General features: G+C 56.7%; 11 protein-coding genes. 8 read left to right on the forward strand and 3 right to left on the reverse strand.

Annotated elements, in window-relative coordinates:
• The 6 genes from ACWI8T_RS01060 to ACWI8T_RS01085 all read left to right on the forward strand — a co-directional run.
• Positions 1-123, forward strand: a 123-nt coding sequence (locus ACWI8T_RS01060) for a sugar transferase (protein WP_449137641.1), incomplete at its 5' end; no start/stop codon positions are given.
• A 131-nt stretch (positions 124-254) separates the two neighbouring features.
• A complete protein-coding gene (locus tag ACWI8T_RS01065; protein ID WP_449137611.1) occupies positions 255-2,393 on the forward strand; it encodes a L,D-transpeptidase family protein in 2,139 nt (712 codons plus the stop codon).
• 194 nt (positions 2,394-2,587) lie between these two features.
• Positions 2,588-2,881, forward strand: coding sequence for a hypothetical protein (locus ACWI8T_RS01070; RefSeq protein WP_449137612.1), 294 nt, complete (start codon positions 2,588-2,590; stop codon positions 2,879-2,881).
• Positions 2,882-2,964: 83 nt separating this feature from the next.
• Positions 2,965-5,112 carry an N-acetylmuramoyl-L-alanine amidase family protein gene (locus tag ACWI8T_RS01075; RefSeq protein ID WP_449137613.1) on the forward strand — a complete coding sequence of 716 codons (2,148 nt, stop codon included), beginning with the start codon at positions 2,965-2,967 and terminating at the stop codon, positions 5,110-5,112.
• Between the two features lie 14 nt (positions 5,113-5,126).
• Positions 5,127-7,166 (forward strand): N-acetylmuramoyl-L-alanine amidase family protein, encoded by a 2,040-nt coding sequence (locus ACWI8T_RS01080; RefSeq protein WP_449137614.1) that lies wholly within the window; start codon positions 5,127-5,129, stop codon positions 7,164-7,166.
• A gap of 372 nt (positions 7,167-7,538) precedes the next feature.
• Positions 7,539-9,446 carry a C39 family peptidase gene (locus tag ACWI8T_RS01085; protein WP_449137615.1) on the forward strand — a complete coding sequence of 636 codons (1,908 nt, stop codon included), beginning with the start codon at positions 7,539-7,541 and terminating at the stop codon, positions 9,444-9,446.
• Positions 9,447-9,594: 148 nt separating this feature from the next.
• Here ACWI8T_RS01085 and ACWI8T_RS01090 read toward each other — a convergent pair whose 3' ends face one another.
• The 3 genes from ACWI8T_RS01090 to ACWI8T_RS01100 form a co-directional block, all read right to left on the reverse strand.
• A complete protein-coding gene (locus ACWI8T_RS01090) occupies positions 9,595-9,867 on the reverse strand; it encodes a hypothetical protein (protein ID WP_281668150.1) in 273 nt (90 codons plus the stop codon).
• On the reverse strand, positions 9,857-10,924 hold the full coding sequence (locus ACWI8T_RS01095) for a hypothetical protein (protein ID WP_449137616.1): 1,068 nt from the start codon (positions 10,922-10,924) through the stop codon (positions 9,857-9,859). The genes ACWI8T_RS01090 and ACWI8T_RS01095 overlap by 11 nt, the downstream gene beginning before the upstream one ends.
• A 95-nt stretch (positions 10,925-11,019) precedes the next feature.
• The gene (locus ACWI8T_RS01100) at positions 11,020-12,795 is read right to left on the reverse strand and encodes a phosphotransferase (protein WP_449137617.1); all 1,776 of its coding nucleotides are present in this window, start codon (positions 12,793-12,795) and stop codon (positions 11,020-11,022) included.
• A 179-nt stretch (positions 12,796-12,974) separates the two neighbouring features.
• On the opposite strand from ACWI8T_RS01100, the gene ACWI8T_RS01105 reads away from it, so the two are divergent.
• Both ACWI8T_RS01105 and ACWI8T_RS01110 read left to right on the forward strand, forming a co-directional pair.
• A complete protein-coding gene (locus tag ACWI8T_RS01105; protein ID WP_449137618.1) occupies positions 12,975-17,327 on the forward strand; it encodes a BspA family leucine-rich repeat surface protein in 4,353 nt (1,450 codons plus the stop codon).
• Between the two features lie 510 nt (positions 17,328-17,837).
• Positions 17,838-19,988, forward strand: a complete 2,151-nt coding sequence (locus ACWI8T_RS01110) for a GH25 family lysozyme (RefSeq protein WP_449137619.1) — start codon at positions 17,838-17,840, stop codon at positions 19,986-19,988.
• Positions 19,989-20,010: the final 22 nt, after the last annotated feature.

Here is a 20,010-nt window from a genome sequence, read left to right on the forward strand (position 1 = left end):
AGGCTTGCCCTCGACGTGTATTACGTCGACCATTTGTCGTTCTTGCTTGACGTGAAGATCTTTTTCAAGACCTTCGCTACGGTATTTAAGCAAGAGGGCATTTACGTGGAGCAGGAAGATTAGTCCTTCCGAACTCGGCGAACAGTATCCAGTCGCGGCAAACATGGCCGCGAACAGAAGAGGCATCAAGGCGACTTGGTGCCTCTCTTGGTATAATCGCCTAAGCTAATGCCTATTCCGAAACGAGCTTTACAATGAAGAAATCCCAAATCATTTCGCTTTTCGCTGCGGCGGCGTTTGCCGTCGCCGTGCCAAGCGCGGCGTTCGCGCTCGACGCCGACGCGTGTGGTGGCCAGGTCGCCGATGCGCTCGAACAGAAAGCGGTTGATTCCGCGAATCTTGCCGATCGGTTCGAGGAAGAGGCTCCTTTGGCCGCTTCCTCTGCGGCGCCTTCGCAAGAGCCGGTCGGTGCGTCGCAGGCCAAGCCTGCCGGCGAGCTGGCGACAAACGAAGCGACCCAGGGCGATTCTGGCGAGCAAGGCGAACAGCCCTCGTATAGCGAGGGGTGGAACGCTGTTGGCTCTGACTGGTATTTCGTGCGCAATGGAGCGCTCGTCTCGGGCTGGGAATATATCAACGGCCACTGGTACTGGTTCGATTCCTCGGCGGGCTGCAAAATGGCTACGGGCTGGATAGAGCTTTCGGGTTCTCGCTATTACTTGGCGCAGGGCGGCGACTTCCAGGGCGCCATGGCTACGGGTTGGCTTTATGACGGCGGTGCTTGGTATTACGCGAAGGCTTCAGGCCATATGGCTGGCGGCTGGGAATTGATCGGCGGCGCATGGTACTGGTTCGATCCCGATAATGGCTGCGCTATGGCGCAGGGGTGCGTTACGATTGATGAACAAGACTACTTGCTTGGCGAATATGGCCTGGTTGACGGTTGGGTCTCGTATGCCGGAACGTGGTATTACGGTCGCGATGGCCAGCCCGAGACTGGTTGGTTGAAGCTTGGCGGCACGTGGTATTGGCTTGACCCCTCGGCACATGGCGCTATGGCAACGGGATGGAGCGACATCTCGTCGACGCGCTACTATTTTGACGCTTCCGGTGCCATGGCCACGGGTTGGATTCTCGATGGCGGCGACCGGTATTACGCCGATGCTTCGGGCGCGGCTCATTCGGGCTGGCTTTCCGCAAACGGAAACTTCTACTATCTTGACCCCGCATGTGGCCTTAAGTTGGCTACGGGATATTTCTCGGTCGACGGGTCGAACTACTTCGCAAGTGACTCTGGTGAAATTGCCGTGCGCCAATGGGTGACCACCGAGGATGGAACGACAGTTTTTGCGGGCGTCGATGGCGCGCTTTGCGGCAAGCTTGACGGCGGCGTGCTGTATGTCCCGAATGCCGATGGCGTGCTTGAGCCCGCTTCCGGCTTCGTGGAGCTGGGCGGTTGCAAGTTCTACATCGATCCCGAAACTCATGCGCCCTCGTTGGGCTGGAAGCAGTTTGGCGGCGTGTGGTACTACTTTGACGAAAATGGCTGCGCGCGTGCTGGCTGGTTGGACGACAATGGCGCTTGGTACTATTTCGACAAGAGTGGCGCCCTGCAGACCGGTTGGATCGATGTCGACGGCTCCTGGTACTATGCGAACGATTCTGGCCGTATCGAGACTGGCTGGCTTTACGTTGGAGGCGCGTGGTATTGCGCAAATGCCTCCGGTCGCATGGAAACTGGCTGGCTCTACGATGGCGGCTCGTGGTACTACTTCAGCGAGAGCAGCTGCGCCATGCAAACTGGCTGGATCGATGTGAATGGCACGTGGTATTACGCGAACGCGTCTGGTCGCATGGAAACCGGCTGGTTCGCTTCGGGCGACGCCTGGTATTGGTTTGACGGCAATGGCGCCATGGCTACGGGTTGGCAGTGGATCGATGGCTCTTGGTATTGCTTCAATTCGAACGGCGTTTGGATTTCCGATTCAATGAATGCGAAGGCCCAAAGCTACGCGAGCCGCACGAACTGGCTCATTCTGGTCGATACGTCCCGGTGCGTCACGAGCATTTACTACGGTTCACAGGGCAATTGGGATTTGAACAGGCGCTATGTGTGCTCTACAGGAAGGGCTGGAACGCCGACGGTCATCGGCGAGTATGAGGTGTTCGGCAAGGGCTACTCGTTCGGCCATGGCTACACCTGCTATTACTACACGCAGTTCTACGGTGACTACCTGTTCCATTCCTCCCCGTACTACGTCAACAGCAACCGAATCATGGATCCGACCATGGGCGTTCCGTCATCGGCCGGGTGTGTGCGTCTGGAAATTCAGAATGCAAAATGGATTTATGACAACATTCCCTATGGCACGAAAGTCGTGACGTACAATTAGCAAAGTTGACCATGTCTTATATTTTGGAGGGCGCCGACAATGATGGAGCTGCCGTTTAGGCATGCGGAAGGCCATCGTTGAAGGAAGTAGCTCAATGGATGTTTCGATTTCGAAGCGGGTGATGCCGCTCTTCGGCTTGTTGTGCGCTGGCGCGTTGATGTGCGCCAGCGCTCTTTTTTTGCCCGAATGTCGCTTTGGCGCAGTCCGGTGAGGCGAGCGGCAGTGCCCGCATTTATATTCTGCCGTTTGAATACATGGATGCGATTCTTATCGAGAGCGATGGGCACTTTGGAATGGTCGATTCCGACGGCACAATGGCGACGGGATGGCGTTCTATCGCGGGGTCGTGGTATTGCTTCGGCGCATCGGGCGTCATGAAAGCGAATTGCTGGATGGGCGATTTTTATTTCTTGTCCGATGGCGCCATGGCGACGAATACAGTGATTGACGGGTATCGTATTGGGCCTGATGGGAAATGGATTCCCTAAGCGAAGTATTTGAGGCTCTTTTTATGGAGGGCCCCTATCGATTTGTCTTACAATGCGTTTGTAAGATTGAAAGGCTCTTTTCGGTGAACGTAATTCGTACTTCGTGTTTAGAGGTGGCGACCTCTGCTCGTGTTTGGGTGGGCGCCATCGTTTTAGTTTTGGCATGTGAGCTGGCTCCGGCGGCCTATGCGTCGGAAGGGTGCTCTTCGAGTGCAAGCGGTGAACCTGCGGTCGAGGCGTCTGCCGACGCCCCGGTATTGCCCGAAGCGTCGCATCCCGAAAATGGCTGGGAATACGACGCGGCTTCTAACCAATGGTTCTACTACCGAAACTCTGCCCCAGCCAAAGGGTGGCTGTATACAGGGGGCTTTTGGTATTGGTTCGATAACGAGGGCGTCATGGCCGTCGGCCTTACGGAATGCGCAGGTGGGCGCTATCTCCTGAACGCCGGCGACGATGCCTCCATTCCTTATGGCGCCATGAGGCTCGGCTGGGTTGCGTGCGATGATGGCTGGCGTTTCTTCAACGCATCGGGAGCAATGGAGCGATGCTGGCTGCTTGACGGCTCGAATTGGTACTGGCTCGACCCCGAAACCGGTATTATGGCCACGGGTGCTACGCAGTGCGGTTCGGGCTCGTATTGCTTCGGCGCATCGGGCGCTATGGCTTTCGGCTGGGCTTATGACCGCGGCACCTGGTATTATGCCGATTCTTCTGGCGAGCTTCAGAGCGGGTGGCTGCATAAATGGGGCGCGTGGTATTGGCTCGATCCCTCGACGAAAGCTATGGCGACGGGCCTGGTGAACGATGGTTCGAGCCTCTACGCCATGGGCGCGTCGGGCGCCATGCAAACTGGCTGGGCTCTTGTCGATGGCGTCTGGTACCATGCCGCCGAATCGGGCGCGCTTGACGTGGGTTGGTATTGGGACGGGTCCCATTGGTATTGGCTCGACCTCGAAACCCGCGCGATGGCGACTGGGGAATTCGAGGCGTATGGCGACCGCTACTACGCCTTGGCCAATGGCGCGATTCAGATGTCCGGATGGGCTCCCTGCGGCGAGGGCTTGGCGTTGCTTAAATCGAACGGCGCTGTGATTTTCGTCGCGGGCAAAAATGCTTCGGGCGCTCCTGTGGTGCAGGGCGGGCCACAAAGCACCGTGCGCGGTGATTCGTGGGAGCAGGCTCTCCCCGGGTTCTTCTCCGTCGACGGAAAAACGTTTTACGCGAATGCCGATGGCGAGCTGCAATCGGGATGGGTGCGCATAGGTGATTCGCATTGCTTCTTCGATTCCGATTACGCAATGCAAACAGGTTGGTACTGGGACGGCTCGTCGTGGTACTGGCTCGATTCCGATGGATCAATGGCGACCGGCTGGCGCTCAATATCGGGCTCGTGGTATTTCTTCGATGACTCGGGCGCTATGGCGACGGGCTGGAAACAATGCGGAGAGGCGTGGTATTTCTTCAACGACTCGGGATCTATGTGTACGGGCTGGCTGAGCTGGGGTGGTGCCTGGTATTACCTTGATTCGAGCGGCGCTATGCAAACGGGTTGGCTGCATTACGGCTCTGCATGGTACTGGCTCGATGAGGCAACGGGACGCATGGCGTCTTCCGGTTGGTACGATTGCGACGGAACCTGCTCATGGTTTAGCGCTTCGGGCGTGTGGGTCGACGCGTCCGGTTCCGTCTTGGGCGTAAGTAGGCAGCGTTTGCTCGAACAGCTGATTTCTCACGAGAACGATTCCTACTATCTTGGCACACGCTACGATACATCCTTAAGTCCTGTGTGCTGCACGTATCCCAATGGGGAACCGAGAAGCGATGGATTCACCGGAATGAATTGCGGCGGTTTCGTGTCGCATGCCTATGCGAAGGCCGGTGGCGATTTGTCGAAGATTGCGAACGACCAATCGAACTCGCCATGGCCGGGGGGTCCGGGCCGTGGGAGCTTCTGCAATGCATACCGTTGGTATGGCTATGCTCTTGACAGCGGAGCTACGGTGTTGCAGTTCAGCAGCGTCTCGGAATTGCTCGCAAGCGGCGAGGCTCGCAAAGGCGATTTGGTATTTTTCTATCCGTTCAACCCGTATTCGACGGACTGCCATATTGGATTTTTCTGGGGCGACACTCCGTACGAGAACCGTTTTTGGCATTCTTTCGGAGGCATGGGTAACAGCATTTCTGAATTTGTGAGTGATGGCCCGTCTTGGGTAATCCTCATGCGGTAAAGAAGGGGCAAAGCATGAAGAAGATGCATAGGGCGGCGTGTCCTCTGGCTCTTGTGGCGGTGGTGTCGCTGACGTTGCTTCCAGGTGTGGCATGGGCGCAAAGCGCTTCCGTAGAGCCTGCCGAATCGCTCGTCGGCGCAGAGCAGGCTGGCGACGAGGCGGCGTTTGCCGTTGCGGAAGCGAATGGGGCGCAGGCCGAAGGAAAAGAGCCGCAAGAAGTGCAGCCGTCTTTTGAACAGGTGCTATGTGAGTTGGAGAGCACTTCGGCTGAATATACTGGCGTCGCGATCACCCCGCAGGTCACGGTGCGCGATGGCGAGCGGTCGCTTGTCGAAGGCCGTGACTACGTCGTTTCGTATGAGAATAACGTCGTTCCCGGCGAGGCTTCGGTGCTCATCGGAGGCCTTGGCGATTATGCCGGCTTTGAGGCACGCGTGCCGTTCGCCATCGTGAAAAGTGAAGGCAATCGAATCGCGCTTCCCGGATCGTGGCAGCATAACGGCACTGGATGGTGGTATGCCTATGACGATGGCGGCTACCCAACGAGTTGCATCTTGGAGGTAGACGGTGCTCTGTACCGCTTCGATTCGGCGGGCTATATGTATGCGGGCTGGTACATTCTCAATGGAGCATGGCAGTATTCCTACCCGAATGGCGTAGTGGCTTCTGGCTGGGCGTTCGTCGGAGGGTCGTGGTATTATCTCGACCCGCAAACTGGGGACATGCGCACCGGCTGGGTGAACGATAGCGGCACCTGGTATTTCACGAACTCGTCTGGCGCGCTGCAAACGGGTTGGCTGTGTCGCTTTGGCACCTGGTATTGGCTTAACGGCTCAGGCGCCATGGCGAGCGGCTGGGCATGGGTTAATGGCTCGTGGTACCTTTTCGCTGAAGACGGGGAAATGCTTACGGGTTGGCAAAAGGTTGACGATGAGTGGTTCCTGCTCGACGACTCGGGAGCCATGCAAACGGGCTGGGTTCTGCAAGGCGAAACGTGGTATTACCTCGCTGGTTCTGGTGTTATGGCGACGGGCCGCGAAGAGATAGGCGGCTCGTGGTACGCATTCGACGACAGCGGGGCCATGAAAACTGGTTGGGTGCTGTGCGACGACGGTTGGGTGTATGCGCAGCCGTCTGGCGCGCTGCAAACGGGCTGGCTTGCCAAGGGCGGCTGGTATTGGCTCGACCCCGAGCAACAAGGGCTCATGGTTGTCGGCATTCAACAAATCGGCGGTGCTTGGTATAAGTTCCAAGACAGCGGTCGCATGGAGTCGAGCTGCTGGTTCGAGTTCGAAGACGGAAGGGCGGCGCACGCGTCCGCTTCCGGTGCGGTTGATTACTATGCGAAGTACGACGAAAACGGCGACGTCGTTTTGAAGAAAGAAAACGGCGATTCGTTTGCAGGCTGGGAATTGCTCGGGTCGAGCTGGTTCCACTTCGACGAAAACGGCGCATACGACACTGGTTGGGAGTACATTAACGGCGCCTGGTATTACTTCGGCTCTGATGGAGCTATGCTCACCGGCTGGTTTAAGGATGCAGGAAAGTGGTATTACCTTGCATCGTCGGGGGCGATGGTGACGGGATGGCATACCATCGATTCTCACTACTATCAGTTTGGCGGCGATGGGGCGATGCTTGAAGCGGAACCATCGGCGACAACCGACATGCAACGACAGCTCGTTGTTGTCTGTAGTGCGGTTCCCACTCCGGGGCCAGGGCTTTGTTCGGAATGGGTTGCCTTGGTATTCAATCGTATTGGTCAGGGTCAATTGCTCCCCAATAACGACTACGATGCCGACGACATGTTCTACGCTTATTGCGGTCTCGATAATTTGAGCGAACTTCGCGTCGGTATGATCATCGCCGTTCCGTCCCATACTCATACGTATGCGGGTTCGATTTGGGGCCACATTTGCATCTATGTGGGCAACAACACCGTTATGGACAATATCGGCCGTATTCGCACGATGCCGCTCGACGAATGGCTCAGCTACTACACAACGACGTATTCTCCGAAATGGGGTTGGTACAACGGCGTTCCTCTTGAGTAGTGCTTTGGGGTTTTGATTTTCCAAGGAACGAAGGGCGTTTCGCCTTATTGCGGGCATCGCGTCGAAAGGCGCGGGCCCGTTTTCTGTGTGGCTCTTGCGGTCAATTTTGACCGCCCCCCGTTCTTTCTTGTTAAAAAATGTTACCTGGGTGAATCATTGCTAGAATTATCGCCGCAAGCATCGAGTTGAAAAAGAGTGCAAGAATCGAGCAAGATTTTGAAATACGGAAAAGCGGCGCTGCTCATGGGAATCGCGCTTCTCGTTCCATGCCAGCTTTGCTGGGCGGATAATGCGTCCCTGAATAGTGCAGCGTCTAATGCCCCACACGCGGTTCAGTCTGAGAATACCGCGGACGTATCGTTGAATTCTTCCATGGGGTTAAACACGGGCTCTTCCGAACGAACCGGCGCGTCGGCAGCTGATCCGGAGTCCAATACGCCATCGACTGGCGAATCTGAAGGCGCTGGCTCTGATTCGCAGTCGCCCGATTCGTCTCATCCGACATATGCGAAGGGCTGGAACGAAACCGAAGACGGCTGGGTCTACCTTACGTCTGATAACCAGGATTCCTTTTGTGAGGGGTGGCTTAAGCTCGGCGATACGTGGTACTGGTTTGACCCCACCACCCATCTTATGGCGACGGGTGTCGTTGAATGCAATGGCTGCATGTACCGATTTGTCGATTCGGGTGCTCGCGAGGGTGCTATGACGGTTGGCTGGTCGTATGACTCCGAGGCATCGCTGTGGTATTACGCAAGGCCGTCGGGTATGCTCGAGTGCGGCTGGCTGGAGATCGGCGATATATGGTACTACTTCGATGGGGAAACCTGCGCCATGCAAACGGGCTGGCTCGAACTCGATGGCGCAGCTTACTATTTCGACGAATCGTCGGGAGCTATGGCCACTGGATGGCGCTGGATTGATGGGGCATGGTATTCCTTGAGGCCGACGGGCGTGCTCGAGCGCGGCTGGCTGCTTGAGGGAGACACGTGGTATTGGCTCGACCGCGAGACTGGCGCAATGGCGAACGGCCCATGCGAAATCGACGGCACCCCCTATGGTTTTTACTCGAATGGCGCCATGGCTTCGGGTTGGTTCTTCTTTGACGGAGCGTGGTATTACGCCTCGGATTCGGGCGTGCTGCAGAGCGGCTGGCTGTCCGATGGCGGCTGCCGATACTACCTTGACGAGGAAACGTATGCCATGCAGACGGGCTGGGTTGAGCTCGATGGCGTCGAATATTATTTCGACGACGCTTCTGGGGCCATGGCGTCGAACAGGTGGGTCGTGGATGGCGATGGCCAAGCGTTCTATGCAGGTTCCTCCGGCGCGATTCTGTGCAAGGGCGTGCAGTCGGCCGACGGCATTATTGTGACCGGTGAAGACGGCCTGCCTTTTGCCGGCTGGGTTCAGCTCGATGGCAAACGGTTCCTGTTCTCGGACGAGGGGCTTATGCTCACGGGCTGGCAAGAGCTTGATGGCACGTGGTATTACCTCAACGACCAGGGAATCATGCAAACGGGCTGGCTGTATTGGGATGGCCATTGGTATTTGCTCGGCAATTCTGGCGCCATGCAAACAGGCTGGAATTATGTTGACGGAAACTGGTATTACTTCAACTCGTGGGGGTATATGGCGTGCGGCGGCTGGCAGTACGTCGGCTCGGTCGATTACAAGTTCAGCTCGTCGGGCGCGATGGTCGGCGCATGGGTCGACGTTCCGTGCTACATGCAGTATCCAGAGTTGCCGACGGGTTGCGAATCGGTTGCTCTCACGAACCTTCTGAATTACTACGGGTTCGGCCTTTCGAAGACGACTATCGCGGGTCACTATCTTCCGCTCAGCTGGAGCAATAATTTCGTGACGGCGTTCGCTGGCGATCCGTTCACGGGAACGGGTGGGTTCAACGGCTGCGTGGCCCCCGCAATCGTCATTGCGGGCAACAACTACTTGAGCGCTGCGGGAAGCTCCCTGCGCGCCGTGGACGTGTCGTTCAGCTCTATTCCTGCTTTGAAGAGCCGCCTGTCGTGTGGCCAGCCGATTGAGGTATGGAATACCGAATGGGGCGGATACCCCGGCGGGCGCTATGCGGCTTCGTGGTACAACGGCCACAGCTACGGCTTGTGGGGCGGAAACCATGCGGTCGTGCTGAAGGGCTACGATGATGAAGAGGGCATCGTGTACGTTTCCGATTCCATTTCGGGCGACGTGACGAGGGATGCGAAGGTCTTTTTCTCGACGTGGCAAATGATGGACAGCCAAGCCGTCGCGATTGAGTAACGAGCGTCCCAATCGCATCGAATGATTGAGCGCCGGGCGGCTTTATCGACTCAAAGCAAAAGTCCCGCCGCGGGTTTGCTCGCGGCGGGACTTTTTCGTGCGCGCCGTCCGAAGGCATTCGCCCTGGGCGGCTTGTATTTTTTCGGGGCTAGAGGTATTGGTTCACCATAACGCCGCCGAAAACGCTCATGCGGTAGAAGACGCGCAGTTGGCCGTTGTCGTCGAGGTCGGCACGCGTTTCGTCGAGAATGCCGTTCTCTTTCGCGGTTGCAAGGGCTTCCTCAACGTCTTTGTTGGTGAGCAGCTTGTAGCCCGCGTAGTCGCTCTCGAGCGCGGTCACGATGTCGGCGGCGCAATGCTCGGCATCGTCTTTGAATTGCCCAATAATGGCGTAGTAAAGGGGCGGCAGATTATTCTTCATTGTTCTGCTCCTTTCGTTTTGCCAGGTGATCGGCGGGGTTCACGGCAATCAGGAAGATGCCTGCGACCATGACGAGCGCGCCAACCCACTGCATGATTGACAGGGGAGGATAGTCGGCTGACATGCCGCCGATGTTCAGCACGCCCAGAACGATCCAAATGAAGAACGGTCCCCAGAAGGCGTACATGCCGTTGCAGGCCATGCCCAGGGCGGTGCCGCACATGGAGTTGCCCTTGTACCAGAACGAGAACGCGGGCATCGCGAACAGGCCCGAAATGGCGAAGATCACGATGGCCGGGTCGGTGATGGCGCCTGCGAGAATCGTGGGCACGCTGGCGATGTCACCGCCGAAGGCGGCGAGAACGGGGAAGGCGATGACGAGCTCGAGCAGGCCCGCGGTAAGCTGGCGAATGGCGATGCCGATGCGGTAGTCGATGAGCACGGTGCCGAAGCCGGCCACACAGCCCTCGAAGCCCCAGCCGAATGCGGCCAGGAAGGCGAACAGGCAGCCGAACAGTGCTTCGGGGCCCATGTTCGCGAAGCTCGTGCCGCCAATCGCGGCGGCGGCGGCCAGGCACACGAGCACACCGGCGATTTTATGCGCGCCGAGGCTCTGCTTGAACAGAATGCGGCCGAGCACGGCGCCAATGGCGCAGTTGAGCGCCGCGATGGGCACGATGACGCCGGGGTTGCCCGCGGCGGTCGCCGAGTTGAGTGCAACCACGTAGGCGATGGTCGCGAACGGCCCGCCAATGGCGGCGCACAGCATCATGACGCGGCCTGGCTTGGTCGCGATGGTTTTGCGCAGGTCGCCGAGCTGGCCGTTCTTGGCGCACATAACGAGCGACCACAGGCCGCTGAACAGGTCGTTGAGGCCTGCTGCGAGTGCGGCAAGGGTAAAGGTGATGGCGAACGCGCTTAGCGGGGCGTTGCCGTTCCAGGCCTCGCCCGCGAACCATGCGCCCCACACGCCTTGGGTTTCTCCCAAGGTAAGAAACGCCGTGTACAGACCGTAGCAAATGCCCGAAGCCACGGCGAAGGCGACGCCCTTCATCATAAACGAGCGGTGCCTTTGTTTGCGAAGGGCCGCGATATCCTGCTGCATGTCTTCTCCTGACCGATAACGTACGTGTTTTCGTTGTGCCGGCGCGGTTACTTGCCGGCTGCTTCGTAGAGGTCGAGTGCCTTCTTCAAATACGTCTTGGCGTGGCGGTAATAGATATATGCCCATTCGCCCACGTTGTCGCCTTCGCTTTCCTTAAGCAGCGACCAGGCGTACCAGCACCAGCCCGCCATGCCGACCTGGCCCAGGTTGTGGCGCCATTCGACGTCGGTGGGGGTGCGGTCGAAGTAGCTGGTGAGCGCCCGGAGCATTTCATCTTCGCTGAGCTGCTCGCATACGCAGAAGGTGCCAAAATCGTTGGCGTAGTCGCCCATGCCAGCGTATTCCCAGTCGATGAGGCTCGTGCTGCCGTCTTCGTCGATGAGGAAGTTCAGGCCGAAGAAGTCGTTGTGGCACAGCACGGGCTCGCCGCCGTCGGCCACGAGGTACTCGTTGAGCTTGGCCGCCTGGTCGCTCATTTCCTGCCAGTCGTTCACGCTAATGGGACCGCGGGCGAGCAGCGAGCGCTCGTAGTTGCGGCCTTCGTCGTAGAAGCTGAAGCTGCGCTCGACCTTGGCGTTCGACTCGTGCAGCTTGCGCGCCATGCGCATGGCCTGGTCGAGCTGTTCGCTATTGTGGGCGTCGAGGTTTTTGCAGTTGACGATGAACTTCGAAATCTTCCAGCCGCGGCGCGGGTTCTCGAACACGAAGGTGTCGTCGAGGCCGAGCTTGGCGGCCGTTTCGAGCGCGGCCTTCTCGGCGTTGCGGTCGATAAGCAGCTCGGTGCCAATGCCGGGGTGGCGGTAGACCCACTCGCCATCGTTGGTAGCGAAGTGGCAGCTCAGGTTCGTGATGCCCTGCTTCAGCGGGTACACGTCGTGGATTTCCGATTTCTCGCAGCCAAGCACGGCGACGATGTTGTCGAAAATCTCGCTGTCGAGGTTTTCCAGGAACAGCGGATCGAATTCCTGCAGTTCATCGAGGGAGTCGAACTCGTGGATGATGGGATTCTCGTAGCGGCGGATGGTCATGTCGAACTCGTTGAGGTGCTCGATGTAGAGGTTCTCCCAGAGCTTGTCGCGCGTTTGCGGCAGATCATATTCGGCTTCCAGAATTTCGCGGAAGTGCTCAGAGAACGCACGGTCGAAGTAGGCGTGGCCGATCATGTACCAGGCGTCGCTGCCGCCGATGGTCACCTTCGAGATGCGGTCATGCGACTTGGTTTGCATGCACCATTCCTTCGTGGGGCCTTCGGAGTATTCGGCGGAGTAGTACGCTTTCCACACGTGGCTTTCGAAGGGGTTTTCCTCGAAGTAATTGTCGGAAGAGCAAATGTAGGTGTTGCCCAGAATCTCGCGCACGAGCATGAGCGAGCTGTTGTTGTTGCGCTCGGCGTAGGCGCGGTTGACGACGATTTTCACGCCGTATTTGTCTTCGAGGTAGAAGAACGATTCCTTCTTGTAGCCGACCACGATCACGATGTCGTTCACGCCAGCGGCCTTGAGCTGTTTAATTTGGCGCTCGATGAGCACGTCGCCGCGCACCTTGAGCAGGCCCTTGGGGCGCTCGTACGAGATGGGGGCGAAGCGGCTGGAAAGGCCGGCGGCCAGGATAACCGCGTTGTCGACGGCGTAAGGCTTGAGCGCCGCCATGCCCTTGGCCGTAAGGCGGCCGTCTTCGAGGAGGCCTTCCTCGGCGCATTCCTTCATGGCGACGTTCACCGTAGCCAAGGCCATGCCCGTGGTTTCGGCGATTTCGCGCTGCGTGAGCCCAGCCGTTTGCGACAGGGCGTTGATGACTTTGAATTGGTTATGGGTAAGTGCCATGGGAATTCTCTCTCTTGTTCGGATTTCGAAAGTGTAGCACAAAAACCGAACACGGGATAGCGGAGCACATAAATCGCGCACAGAGGGGCAGGGGCTCCGCAAAATGTTGCGCAACAATTTTTTAAAATGTGGGGGGATAATAGAACGAAAGGGTAGGCTATTGCTTGATAGGAGGGTCTATGAAAAAGGCCGACTACCTGGGGAGCCGCGCACTTAAGGGTGCGATGGCGGTCGTACTTGCAGTGGGTCTGTGTCCTGTTACGCCAGCGATGGCGCAAGAAGGCGCGACTACGAGTGGAGAAGGAGGTGCAGAATCGTCATCGATAGAAGCGCAAGCCGATGATGCCGCGACTTCAATTGATGAAGCTGGGGCCGAAGAAAACGGAGCCGCGCAGATCGAGGGTACGTCTTCCGCGAATACCAGTTCGCCAATCGATGCCGCCAGTGCTGTTTTGCCTGGCGAATCGGACCAGAGTAGCGAGTGGCAATCTTGGGGCGACTGCGAATGGGCGGTGGATGCCGATGGCTGCCTGACGATTCGCCCTAAGGGTGGAGCGGATTTCGGAGCATTGCCCGATTCGTTTGACTCCGCTGTCGCGCCCTGGTGCGATGATGGCTGTCGTCAGGATATAAAGAGCGTTTACGTTTCAAAGGGCGTTAAGGCATCGCAGTATTCGAGGGGGCTCTTCGCTCAGCTTTCTTCTGCCGAATCGATGGATGTGTCGAATCTTGACGTGTCATCTGCGATTGATTTGGGATGTATGTTCGAGCTCTGCTCCTCGTTGACATCTCTAAATGTTTCTGGCTGGGATACGTCTGCGGCAAAGAACATGGAGGCCATGTTTTATGGCTGCTCCTCGTTGGCGTCGCTCGATATCTCCTCGTTCGTTGCTTCGGAATCGACAAAGACGACCTCTATATTCGAAGCTTGTTCTAATCTCGGACAAATATCAGTTGGCGACGGCTTTGATCTGTGCGCAGTGGCTTTGGAGCCTTCTCAGATTGAGGGATGGACGGGAAACTGGGTTGACCAATCTGGCAACATATTCAGTCTTGTCGATATTCCCTCGGGCAAAAAGGGCGTCTATAGTGCCGAGGTGACTTCAGACGCTGGTTCATCTAGCGAGTTGGGCGATTCTTCTCTTCGCGATTTGAGCGAGGCAGACGAAGTGAGCGTCGAAGATAGCGTTCTCGTCAATGGCATGGCGACTCCGGCTGTCACTGTTTCGTTCGGCGGCAATTCTCTTGTGCAGGGCGTTGACTACGATCTAACGTATGAATCGAACGACCACGTTGGAACGGGCGTTGCCGTTGTGTCCGGAAAGGGCGCTTACACTGGTGAGCTTCGATTGAATTTCCGCATTGGCGCGGCAAGTATTGCCGATGGCTCGCCTCTTATATACGGAAAAGAATTTGTCTATAAAGGCGCCCCGATTACTCCTCGCGTGTATCTCGTGATGAAGAACGCGGGTGTTTCCCTTCGCGAGGGCGTAGATTACACCGTTGAGTACTCTGACAATAACGCCATTGGAACAGGAAAAGCTCTTCTGCGGGGCATTGGCGATTATGTCGGAACTGCGGAAGCAACGTTTTCCATCGTCGACAAAATTGATCTCTCCAATGAAGGTGCAGCAACTGCGCATGTTGACAGCGTAGCGTTCTATACCGGCTCCGCCGTGGAACCCGAGGTCTCGGTTCGTGTTTCGGGCGCTCAAAATGATTTGACGGAAGGCATCGATTACTCCCTTCGTTACGAAAGCAACGTGAATAAAGGCGTTGCAACCGTAGTTATTTCGGGTATGGGCGACTATACGGGGGAAATGCGAGAGTCGTTCCGAATCATCGATGCGAGCTCTTATAGCCTGTCGAGCAATGGCTCGGTTTATTTGAGCGGTGAGCCGTTTTTGTATGGCGGCGATAAGTTTTTGCTGACCGGTTCTAAGGTCGAGCCCTCAGTGAGCGTGTTTTTGAAGGTCGGCGGCTCGAGCAAGGAATTGGTTGAGGGAGTTGACTACGCTCTCTCGTACTCGAACAACACTTCTGTTGGTACAGGCTATATTAACGTCAAGGGGATTAATGGGCTTTCGGGGTCGGTAACGAAGTCATTCCGAATCGTTAATTCGCTTGACGTCTCGTCGCTTGGCCTTGGGCTTTACGATTTTGAGAGCGATGAATATCTTGCCCCCGCGAAGCCTAAACTTCTCCCGTCGGATAACTTTGTCGAGAATGTCGACTACAGGCTTTCATACGAGAACTGCGACAAAGTGGGCCAGGGTAAGGTGATTATTCGAGGCATGGGCCGTTATTCGGGCACGGTGTCTGTCGAGGTGAATATCGTCGATAAGCTGAAGCGCTCGTCGCTTTCTGGTTGCGCTATCGATGCGATTCCTTCTTTGGTGTACACGGGCGACCCCATTGTTCCCGATGTTGTCGTACGTGATGCCAATGGCCGCGCGCTCGATCCTGGTCTAGAATATGATATTTTCGCTTCCAACAATGTGGACGTTGGTACGGCGAAGGTTTTGGCGCATATGGGCGCTGGGCTTGTTGGCTATTCGGGGTATTTGGAATCTTCATTTAACATTGAGCCCGCGGATATCAACTTGGTTGAAGTGGATGGCGTTGAGGATAAGGAATATACCGGCGAGCCCATAATGCAAGATGCTCTCGACCTGATTTACAACGGAAAGCACCTTGTCCAGGGTGAGGACTACTCCGTCGAGTATTCAAACAATACAAAGGTCGGTTCAGCTTCTCTGAAGATAACTGGCAAGGGAAATTTTGCTGGTGAGCGTACGGTTAATTTCCAGGTCAAACCTAAGACCATGAAATATGACTTTGTCTTGAAAGAAGGCGTTGCATCGGATCCGTCTTACTGGAATGACACGATGGGTTTAACGACCTACAGAATCGATCTTCCGAAAGGAGGCGTGGTTTACCTGGGAACTGTCTTGATGGGCGTAAAGTCCGTTCTGTGCAGTCTGAGTGATTCCAATGGCGAGGTTCTCTACGCTTGGTCTCCGAAATCGGGCGAAACGTATGGCTCCTTCGCATTGGCTCCTGGTTCGTACTACTTCACATTGCTTGGTAGCGCCCAATACGGCTATGGAACGGTAGGGGCCCGGTACGATGTTGTTAAATTCGGGGATAATGCCCGCTTCCAATATGAGATGGAGCCGAATTCCCCGTCAAAAGAGCAGACGATTCCTGAGGTTGCAACCAAAATCGAACTGGGAAGTTTGGTTGCAGGTTCCTTCTATAATCCGCTCGGCTCTTTCGACCTCGATTACTATGAGTTCACTTTGCCGGAGTATGGTCCCGTTTCGATGGATATAGTGACGAACAAGTCTTTGATGTTCGCCCTCGTTAATGAGAACGGCGACACGATAGTCGATTCGATAACGGGCAAATATCTTGTTGAAGAAACTCCTAATACAGATGAAACCACGACGATGCATTTCGGTATTCTGGAGCCGGGAACGTACTATGTGTGCTGTACCGCTCGGTACAAGTCGTCGAATGGAGCTCCGTATTTCTTCGGGATCCATGAGGATTTGACGGCTGCTCGAGTAGATTTTGAGAGCGCGACCTTCGAATATACGGGGAAGGCTCTTGAGCCGCACCCCACGGTAACGAGGTATGACTCGGAATTGAAAGAGGGATCCGACTACTACGTTACCTATGACAACAATGTAGCTCCCGGAAAAGCGCGGGCGACAATTGTTGGAATGGGTCGCTTTGGCGGGGCTGGCATGTACACGGGTTTTGACATTGTGCGCAGTGCCGGTAATTACATCGCGCTTCCTGGCCACTGGGCGACTGGGTCTGGCGGTTGGTGGTACCCGTATGACAACGGCGGCTATCCCGCGAACGAGTGGTGCATCATCGATGGCTCTTACTACCACTTCGATGGTTCGGGCTATATGCAAACGGGTTGGCTGAATTTGGGCGGTACGTGGTATTACCTTTCTGGCTCCGGCATTATGCAGACCGGTTGGCAAAAGATTGGCGGCTCCTGGTATTGGTTCGACGATTCTGGCGCGATGGCCTCGGGCTGGCGCGTGATTGATGGATCGTACTACTACTTCAGCGGCTCGGGCGTTATGCAGACCGGCTGGCTGAGCACGGGCGGCGCCTGGTATTACCTCTCCGGCTCCGGCGCGATGGCAACGGGCTGGCAGACGATCGGCGGCGAAAGGTACCACTTCGACGGCTCGGGGGCCATGGCTTCCGGCTGGAGCGTCATCGACGGCTCGTACTACTACTTCGACGGCTCGGGCGCCATGCAAACGGGCTGGCTGAATCGAGGCGGAGCCTGGTACTGGCTCGGCGACTCGGGCGTCATGGCGGCCGGCTGGCAGGCGATCGGCGGCGCGAAGTACTGGTTCGACGATTCCGGCGCGATGGCCACGGGCTGGAAATGGATCGACGGCTCGTGCTACTACTTCGACGGCTCGGGAGCTATGCAGGCGAACAAGTGGATCGACGGCTCCTACGTCGACTCCGATGGGCGATGGGACCAAAGCGCATAGTCTTCTCTGAGCTAGCTGGCGTTTCACCGTTTTCAGAACGGCGCGCGGCCGGGGCGTTTGCTCCGGCCGCTTGTACGCGCATTTCGCTGAAGGGTGTTCACCTTTGCCTTTCGGCAATGCACAACCCGATTTTCGAATTGTTTCATGCGGTTGATCCGTCAATCTAAATGCGAAAACTCCCCGGCTTTCTCTCTTGAATGGGAGAAGGCTGGGGAGTTTTCCTGTCTTTGGCCTAACACGGGCTCTTTCGTTTCTTGCCGATGTTGTCCCATGCGGTAGAGTGGAGGGGTGTCGCGCCTCTTTCCCGCAATCTCTTATTCGTTATTTGCTCGGAGGCGACGGTTGTCTGCCTGTTTTGGTGGCGCGTGGTACCCCAATGAAGCCGTCTGCTTAAGGCGGTGGAGCTGGGGGTGGGCACGTTTGATTACGATTGATTGGCACATGGGCACTTCTTCGCGCCACGTGCGATGGAGCGCTCGCTGTGCATGGCGGTTTTTGGAGGGGCTGCGCATGGCAAAGCGTAAAACCTGTTTTCTTGTTGCGGCGTGCGTGTGGATGGCACTACTTGCATACGGCGCGTTGAACTGCGCTTATGCGGATGAGCTTTCCGATGGGGCGAACAGCTGGCGCTTCCTTAATGGCGAGCTCGTTTTAAGCGCCAGCGGTGCGAGCACCGATAATTTGGGCACGTTCGAGGAAGCGGCCGCCGATTCCGCCGATTCCGCCGATGGCGTTATGGCGTGTTCGATTGAAACCAACCCCAATGGCCATTATCCGGTATTTAATTGGTTTGACCAGTTCAGCAAAGGGTATTGCACCGGCGTCGGCGCGTATAAAGGCATCGACGTAAGTGAATGGCAGGGGAAAATCAATTGGGCCCAGGTGAAAACCGCGGGCGTCGATTTCGCGATTCTTCGTTGCGGATACGCCTCCACCTATGCAGACCCTCAGTGGCACAACAATGTGCAGGGGTGCCTGTCGACCGGCATGCCGTTTGGCGTATACCTGTATTCAAGGGCCACGTCGCCCGAAGAGGCGAGCAAGGAAGCCGACTTCGTTATTTCCCAGCTCAAGAGCGAAGGCCTTACGGGCGCCGATCTGGCTTTCCCCGTTTATTTCGATATGGAAGATAAGAAAATGGTGGGGAAGAATTACGCCGCAATTGCGCAGGCGTTTTTCGACAAGCTCACGGCGGCGGGCTATCCCGTGGGGACGTATGCGAACCTTTCTTGGTGGAATGCGTACCTCACATCCCCCGTGTTCGACAATTATTCGAAATGGGTTGCCGCATACAATACGTCAATTGGCCTGACGTATGCGCCCATGTCGAATTTCAGCGAGGGAAATGGCGTTTGGCAGTTCTCGGACTATGGCGTTATTCCGGGAATAAGTGAAAGGGTCGACCTTAATTACACCTATATGGAGCCCATCAACAGCGACCATTGGGTTAAATCGGGGTCGAAATGGTGGTATCGATACGCTGACGGCAGCTATCCCGCGAACTGCTGGGCACAGATTGACGACCAGTGGTACCACTTCGACGCGTCGGGCTGGATGCAAACCGGCTGGCTTTGGACCAACGAGCATTGGTATTATCTCGATTCTTGGTCGGGAGCAATGCGAGTGGGCTGGTTTAGCATCGAGGGAACCTGGTATTACTTTGACGCCAACGCGGGCGGCGCTATGGCAACGGGCCTGAAAACAATCCAAGGCAGCGGGTATTTCTTCGAGAGCTCGGGCGCTATGGCTACGGGCTGGTGTTCGGGCGACGGGGTTTGGCGCTATGCTGCTTCATCGGGCTCGCTTGTGCTGGGCAAGAATTCCATCAATGGCTCGTGGTATTGGTTCGATACGGGCACGTATGCGATGCACGAAGGCTGGCTTGACCAGGGCGGTTCGCGCTATTGGTTCGCCGATGGCGGCGATGGCCGAATGGCCACGGGGTGGCAGCGCGTGGGCGCCGATTGGTACCTGTTTGATTCGTCTGGCGCGATGCTCACGGGTTGGCAGAACAGAGGCTCGTGGTACCATCTGGGCCCTTCGGGCGCCATGAGCACGGGTTGGTTGCAGGAAGGCAATTTCTGGTACTACCTCGATACGAGCAGTGGCGCCATGCAAACGGGTTGGTTGAATGTGGGCGGTTCGCGATTCTGGCTCGGCGATTCGGGCATTATGGCCACCGGCTGGCAAACGGTTGACGGTGTGCGGCATTATTTTGGAGAGTCGGGCGCGATGGCCGTGGGCTGGTGCGAGATCGGCGATGCGTGGTTCTGGTTTGACGATTCTGGCGTCATGGCTACTGGGTTAAAGCGAATTGGCTCTGCGTACTATTTCTTCGACGAATCGGGCGTCATGCAAACCGGTTGGCTCAATCTTAATGGCGCATGGCATTATGCGAACGCGTCTGGCAGGTTCGAAACGGGCTGGCTGGGTTTGGGCGGTTCCTGGTATTGGTTCAATGATGCCGCAGAGATGGTTACCGGTTGGCGTACTATTGGCGGCTCGAAATACTATTTCGAGAATTCCGGCGCCATGGTTACGGGCTGGAAATGGATCAACGGCTCGTGCTACTACTTCGATGGTTCGGGCGTCATGCAATCTTCGAAGTGGATCGACGGCGACTATGTGGACGCCGAGGGCAAATGGATTCGCGGCGCGTAAATGAGTGCGGTTTGGCATTTTG

Source organism: Slackia sp., assembly GCF_977041755.1.